The following is a 6,590-nucleotide window of genomic DNA, read 5'->3' on the forward strand; positions in this document are numbered from 1 at the left end:
CAACTTGACAAAATCCCCGCAATATGCTATAAATTAAACATATTCGAAAGTCTATAGTTTCTAAACTCAGGAGACGGTACAGTCCCTCAGAAAAAAAAGGAGGAAAGAAATGAGGCAAAAAGGATTCAGCAGTCTAAAAGGGCCTTTGCTTTGTTCAGTTATTATGATTGTGGCGATGTTCAGCTTTGTTGCGAGTGCGTATGCAACAAACGGCTACTTTGCCCACGGCTACAGCATCAAGAACAAGGCATTGGCAGGTGCAGGTGTAGCCCTGCCGATGGATGCGTTAACAGCCACTACAAACCCGGCTGGAATGGTATTTGTCGGTAACCGCGTTGATGCAGGTCTCACCCTGTTCATGCCATCCAGGGAGTATACGGTAAGAGGCACTCCATCCGGTCCTCCCGCTTTTGGTCTGACGCCCGGAACCGTGAAGAGTGGTTCCGAGATGTTTGTGATACCCTCGGTGGGTGTTAACTGGATGTTGAATGAAAGCAGCTCTGCCGGCGTGTCGGTATACGGAAACGGCGGAATGAATACTGATTATGACACCAATACGTTCTATGGTTCTTCACCCACAGGTATAGACCTGATGCAGTTGTTTATCACCCCAACCTACTCAGTAAAATTGACCCCAAAACATGCAGTCGGGATAAGCGCCATCCTGGCGTATCAGAGTTTTGAGGCTTTGGGCCTGCAGGCCTTTGGCGCCTTTTCCGCTGACCCCACTAAACTTACCAATAACGGGCATGACGATTCATACGGTTATGGGGCAAGGATCGGCTACCTCGGTGAAGTACTGCCGGACCTGTACCTGGGGGCATCGTATCAGACCAAAATCCTCATGAGCAAACTCGACAAGTATGCGGGGTTATTTGCCGAACAGGGTGATTTTGATATCCCCTCCAACTGGACTGTTGGCCTTGGATATAAAGTTAATCCTGCGGTGACCCTGCTGCTGGATGTTCAGCGTATAAATTACAGTGATGTCAACTCTGTAAGCAATCCGTTTATCCCCAATATCAAGACCAGTTACCTCGGCAACGACAGTGGTGCAGGCTTTGGCTGGGAAGACATGACGGTGTACAAGTTTGGTCTTCAGTGGCAGAGCAGCAGGGACTGGACGTGGCGTGCCGGTTACTCCATTGGCGATCAGCCCGTCCCTGGCAGTGAAGTCCTCTTTAATATTCTTGCCCCCGGTGTTATCAAGCAGCACGCAACCTTGGGTTTCACAAAGGCTTTTGACAATAACCGTGAACTGAGTGCCTCGCTTATGCGTGCCTTTTCAAACAGTATCAGCGGGCCCAATCCATTGGACCCCGGGCAGGATATAGAGCTTGAAATGAATCAGTGGGAGTTATCCGTTGGTTATTCCTGGAAGTTTTAATCTGCACAACCGGAAAACAGTTCTGTAACTTCTTCAGGAGAGGGAGTCATTCCCTCTCCTGAAGGGAGGGTTTCTGACCTTAAAAACCCTCCCTTAACCGGGGTCTCTCCTATAAAGCATCAGAGTTTTTTTCCTTTTCTTGTTAACACCTGTTATGTCATTATAACAATCATTGTCTGAAAGTGTTAAAATAAGATATGTTTTATTGTGTCTCAATCTTGAGGGTAAGTTGCTTAAGCTAATCTTCTGTAAAGAAGCGCAGTCTTTTCCAGGCTTGTTGTCTTTCTTCACCGGGTCGTGCCCGGCCGCAGTGCCTTGCCGTATTTGCAGGATGCCGGGCAGGTCAGGGGGGTTGAGCTAACAAAGTATGTGGCTTGAGATAATCCTTATCTTTTTGTTCATTCTCTTTAATGGCTTCTTTGCAGGGTCTGAAATAGCGGTTGTTACTGCAAGGAAGACACGGGTCAGTGAACTGATTAAAGAGGGTAATCCCAATGCCCTCATTCTTAAAAAACTTCAGTCAGACCCTGACAGGTTTCTTGCCACAGTGCAGATAGGCGTGACCCTTGTGGGTGCCATGGCATCTGCAATCGGCGGCGCCACTGCAGTAAAAGTCTTTCAGCCCATGATTGCGAAAGTGCCCCTCGGGATCGTTTCCACTTACAGTGAGGCGATTTCAATCGGCCTTGTGGTTGTTGTCATATCATATCTCTCCCTTGTTATAGGCGAGCTGGTCCCGAAGTCCATAGCCCTTATGAACCCTGAAAGGTTTGCCCTGATCATTGCGCGACCGGTTTACGGTTTTTCCCGTCTCTTTTCGTTTTTTGTCAGTATCCTGACCTTCAGCACCAATATTATATTAAAACCCCTTGGCGGAAAACCCTTTACACAGAGGAGTTTTGTGACAGAGGAGGAGATAAAACTGCTTATCAAGGAGGGACGTGACAGGGGGGTTTTTGAGCCGGAAGAAGAGGAGCTGATTCACGGGGTGTTTGAGTTCACAGACCTTTCCGTAAAGGAAGTGATGGTTCCCCTGACAAAGGTAGTCGCCTTTTCTGTTGATACCCCCATTCAGGAGATACTTGATACCATTTCAGAGGAACAGTATTCAAGATACCCTGTCTATTACAGGGAGAAGTCGAACATCAAGGGCATCCTCTATGCCAAGGATGTCTTCAGGAAGGTCTCGGCAAAGGAGACCATAGATGTCAGGAAACTACTGCGTGCACCTTTCTTTGTACCCGAGTCCATGAAGATCAGCGCACTGCTGAGGCAGATGCAGCGCAAGGGCATACACATAGCAGTGGTGGTGGACGAATATGGTGCTGTGACGGGGATTGTTACCATAGAGGACCTGATCGAGGAGATAGTCGGAGAGATAAGGGATGAGTTTGATGAGGAAAAACCGGTTATAAAGCTGAGAGACGGTTCATTCCTGATAGATGCCTCCATTGCCATCAGGGACCTCAAGGACGACTATGGCATTGAGATCCCTGCCTCGCCTGATTATGACACCATGGGCGGGTTTGTTATCACCAGGCTTCAGCGGATTCCCTCTACTGGTGAGACCTTCAATGCCGACGGCTGGAATATCAGGATAGTCCAGATAATCGGCAAGAGAATAGCCAGGGTTATCCTGAGGCCGCTCAAAGACACCGAGGCCGGCAAGAAGGACAGCGGGGATGATGAATAATAATGAGTCAGGCTGCCTTCCTTGTGGTTATTCCCTTAATGATGTCTTTATTCTTTTGCCATGCCTTTTGAAGATCATAATTTTTTTGTGCATTGAGCCAGAAATCAGCGCTCATCCCAAAATACTTGGAAAGCCTCAAGGCCATATCGGGAGAAACAGCCCTTTTGCCATTGACGATTTCGTTGACCGTTCTGAAAGATGTCTTTAATTCTCTGGCAAGTTCCTTCTGGGTAATTCCGAGTGGTTTCATCAGATCATCCAGTAGAATTTTTCCTGGATGAATCGGTTCTCTCTTAAGCATAAACATTGCGGTCCTCCTATTTATGATAGTCAGTTATTTCGACGTCATACGCATTGCCGTTGGAAAAGTTAAAAACAATGCGCCATTGATCATTGATTCTTATACTGTACTTTCCTTTCATTTTGCCCTTCAATTGTTCAAGCCTGTTCCCTGGAAAAACTTTCAAATCTTCAAGCTGTGCAGCGGCATTTATTTGTTCCAATTTTCGTAATGCCGTACTAATTATATTTTGGGGCAATTTCCGGCTTTTTCCTGTCAAGTATAATTTTTCACTTTCCTTGTCATAAAAATCCTTAATCACACTAACAATATAACGCATATAGTTATATTTGTCAAGTCCAAAAGGTCGTCTAAGGAGTCAGCATTTTTGAGTTGTGACAGAAGGCATTCAATCTTCATATACTCCAGAGGGGAGAAGAAATGCAGGATTGCTCTTTATGCTTACTGCATCATTTTGTTAGCACGAACAAAAGAGAAGAAAAAGTCCTTTCAAGCATATTTTCATCCTGTACCAATTAAATTTAGCCCCGGCCTATCCCTCCCTTTTTTTGAATACCATGATCCCGATGGAGAAAAGCACAGCGAAGTAGAACATCAGGAGCAGCATCTGTGGCAGCAGGTCCAAAAGTCCCAGGTTTTTCAGATACACTCCGTGAATTATCTTCATAAAGTGCATGGTGGGATAGAGATGTGCCACCACCTTTGCCTCTCCCTCAAGGTTTGCCACAGGGATCAGGAGGCCTGAGTAGAGGAACGCCGGGATTACAGTTGCAATAATCGTGACTATCTGGGCAGATATCATTGTCCTTGTTACAGAGGAGACGAGGAGACCGATGGATACATTAATGAGCATATAGATGAATGCGCCGGGGATAAGATTAATAATATGCCCTTTCATGGGTATATGGAAGAGGAACTTCACGGTTAATACAATTACCGTGAAGTTGATGGAGGAGATGATCAGATAGGGTATGATCTTTCCTGTCAGGAACTCCCATTTCTTTATTGGTGAGGAGTATATATTGTAGATGGTCCCAAACTCCTTTTCCCTTGTTATGGCAAGGGCTGTCAGCACGGCGGGGTTCATCAGGAGCACAATGGCTATGAGCCCGGGGATAAGGGCGTAGCTGCTCTGGAGTGATTCGTTGAAGAAATAGCGCGTCTCTGCCTTTATGGGTTGAGGGAGCTGTCCGGTATATCCTGAGCGGATCAGCTTTTTCTCCATAATCTCCCTGTTAAATGCGGCCATGGTTGCCTCGGCATAGCCCTTTACAGTGAGTGCCCTGTACGGATACCCGCCATCAATCAGAAACTGGACATCCGCAGTATCGCCCCTGTATATCTTCCTGGAGAAGTCCGGGGGTATGACCAGTACCGCCCTCAGGGAGCCGTTGGTCAGAAGACGGTCTGCCTCGGCAGGGTCAAAAAGCTCCTCCCTCAGTTCAAAGTATCTGCCCTTGAATTTTTCTACAAGCCTGGCGCTCAACTGACTGTGGTCCTGGTCAATGTAAGCAAAGGGCATATGTTCAACGTCAAGGCTTATCCCGTAACCAAAGACGATAAACATCACGAAGGGAACACCAAAGGCAAGTACCAGAAAGAGCCTCACCCTCCATATCTCCCTCACCTCCTTTACTGCTACGGCAAAGACCTTCTTCACCCTGCCCTCCCGAAGCTGTTTAGCTACGAATTATTAACCCGGCAACTATTCAGAGAGACATATTCGTCAAAATCAACCACTTAAGAACTTGTTGTGTAAACTCTTGTTTTGTCACCCTGAACTTGTTTCAGGCTTGGCAAGGCGAACAGACTGCGTCTCATAAGTCTTTGATTCTTAGAGATTCTGAAATAAATTCAGAATGACATATATCGTTTTTTTCTGTTTGTGCAACAAACTTTTAACCAGCTAAAAACTCTGTATTTATTTGCCGGTTTAACAACACAAACAAACACGAATAAGGCATTCAGCCCTGGACACAAAATGGTATCATTTTTCCTTCAGGAAATATATAAAGACATCCTCCATCGGTGGTTTTATCCTGTGGATATAGCGGTATCGTACTTTATGATAGTCAAGGAGCTTTTTAATATCCTCTTCTCTCAGACCCTTTCTCCAGATGTGATAGCGTCTTCCAAAAGATGTTATCGAGACCTCTTGGGAGGTGAAGATTTCCGTGTTAACCGGTCCTTCGGGATATAACTCATAGACATCCCCCCGTTCTTTTACAAAGACTTCCCGCAACTCCTCCGGTGTGTCAAGGGCTATAACCCGAGCCTCGTTCATAATTGCAATCCTGTCGCAGAAGTCAGCCTCAACGAGGTTGTGGGTGGTAACAATTACAGTCATTCCCAGCTTGTTAGAAAGTGCCCTGATGAATTGCCAGAAAGACTTCCTGACAACAGGATCAACCCCTGATGTGGGTTCATCAAGAAAGAGTATGGACGGAAGGTTCAGTGTTGCACACCCGAGGGCGAGCCGCTGCTTTATTCCAACAGGAAGCCTCTTTACTATAGTGCCTTCCCTTCCCCTGAGGTCTGAGACATCAATAACCCATTGTGTCCTCTCCCTTAGGGCCTCTCCCTTAATTCCGTAAAGGGCGCCGTAAATTCCTATGTTTTCCCTGACAGTGAGGTCTCCATAGAGGGAGAATACCTGAGACATATAACCGATCCTGGATTTCAGTTCAGGGCTGTCCGGTTTAAAACCCGAGATACTTATAAACCCCTTGTCAGGTTTCAGGAGTCCAGTCATGCACTTTATGAGGGTGGTCTTGCCTGCCCCGTTCGGTCCCAGAAGACCGAATACCTCTCCCTGTTTTATCGAGATATCTATGTTGTCAAGAGCCCTGAAGGAATCAAAATATTTTGTCACACCCTCAATCCTGACAGCTACAGGGTCCTTTGTAAATCCCTCTGCCCTGAATGGGATATCCTGTGAGGGTATCTCTCTTTCCCTGCCAAGCAGTATCTCGAAAAAGGCCTCCTCAAGGGTCTTTTCATCCTTCATTAATTGCTCCGGTGGTCCGGAAAAGACGACCCTTCCAGCATCCAGAAAAGTGAGGGAATGACGTAAGCGTCAAATAAAGCCCATCTTCCCAGGAAGAGGTAAGAGATGCCATGATAAGCCAATCAAAAATAAGGAGGCGAGTCATGGCAAAGAAAGGGTCAAGAGAGGGAGAGAAAGAGGAATACTGGAAGGGGCATATACG

At 46.5% G+C, this 6,590-nt stretch carries 6 protein-coding genes; 2 read left to right on the forward strand and 4 right to left on the reverse strand.

What is annotated here, in order from left to right; all coding sequences use genetic code 11:
• The first annotated feature begins 109 nt into the window (after positions 1-109).
• The gene (locus VST71_07820) at positions 110-1,387 is read left to right on the forward strand and encodes an outer membrane protein transport protein (protein MEC4685622.1); all 1,278 of its coding nucleotides are present in this window, start codon (positions 110-112) and stop codon (positions 1,385-1,387) included.
• Between the two features lie 367 nt (positions 1,388-1,754).
• The gene (locus tag VST71_07825) at positions 1,755-3,080 is read left to right on the forward strand and encodes a hemolysin family protein (GenBank protein ID MEC4685623.1); all 1,326 of its coding nucleotides are present in this window, start codon (positions 1,755-1,757) and stop codon (positions 3,078-3,080) included.
• 7 nt (positions 3,081-3,087) lie between these two features.
• Here the strand turns inward: VST71_07825 and VST71_07830 are convergent, their stop codons facing one another.
• The 4 genes from VST71_07830 to VST71_07845 all read right to left on the reverse strand — a co-directional run bounded on the left by VST71_07830 (position 3,088) and on the right by VST71_07845 (position 6,388).
• A complete protein-coding gene (locus VST71_07830) occupies positions 3,088-3,381 on the reverse strand; it encodes a HigA family addiction module antitoxin (protein MEC4685624.1) in 294 nt (97 codons plus the stop codon).
• 16 nt (positions 3,382-3,397) lie between these two features.
• On the reverse strand, positions 3,398-3,682 hold the full coding sequence (locus VST71_07835; protein ID MEC4685625.1) for a type II toxin-antitoxin system RelE/ParE family toxin: 285 nt from the start codon (positions 3,680-3,682) through the stop codon (positions 3,398-3,400).
• Between the two features lie 231 nt (positions 3,683-3,913).
• A complete protein-coding gene (locus tag VST71_07840) occupies positions 3,914-5,041 on the reverse strand; it encodes an ABC transporter permease (protein ID MEC4685626.1) in 1,128 nt (375 codons plus the stop codon).
• Positions 5,042-5,368: 327 nt separating this feature from the next.
• A complete protein-coding gene (locus VST71_07845; protein ID MEC4685627.1) occupies positions 5,369-6,388 on the reverse strand; it encodes an ABC transporter ATP-binding protein in 1,020 nt (339 codons plus the stop codon).
• Positions 6,389-6,590: the final 202 nt, after the last annotated feature.

Source organism: Nitrospirota bacterium (genome assembly GCA_035873375.1).
In the GTDB taxonomy this organism is placed as follows: domain Bacteria; phylum Nitrospirota; class Thermodesulfovibrionia; order Thermodesulfovibrionales; family JdFR-85; genus BMS3Bbin07.

What these genes read in the sequence shown, in the direction of transcription:
- VST71_07845 (MEC4685627.1), bottom strand. Translation starts at nt 6,388, where the DNA reads ATGAAGGATGAAAAGACCCTTGAGGAGGCCTTTTTCGAGATACTGCTT.
- VST71_07825 (MEC4685623.1), top strand. Translation starts at nt 1,755, where the DNA reads ATGTGGCTTGAGATAATCCTTATCTTTTTGTTCATTCTCTTTAATGGC.
- VST71_07830 (MEC4685624.1), bottom strand. Translation starts at nt 3,381, where the DNA reads ATGCTTAAGAGAGAACCGATTCATCCAGGAAAAATTCTACTGGATGAT.
- VST71_07820 (MEC4685622.1), top strand. Translation starts at nt 110, where the DNA reads ATGAGGCAAAAAGGATTCAGCAGTCTAAAAGGGCCTTTGCTTTGTTCA.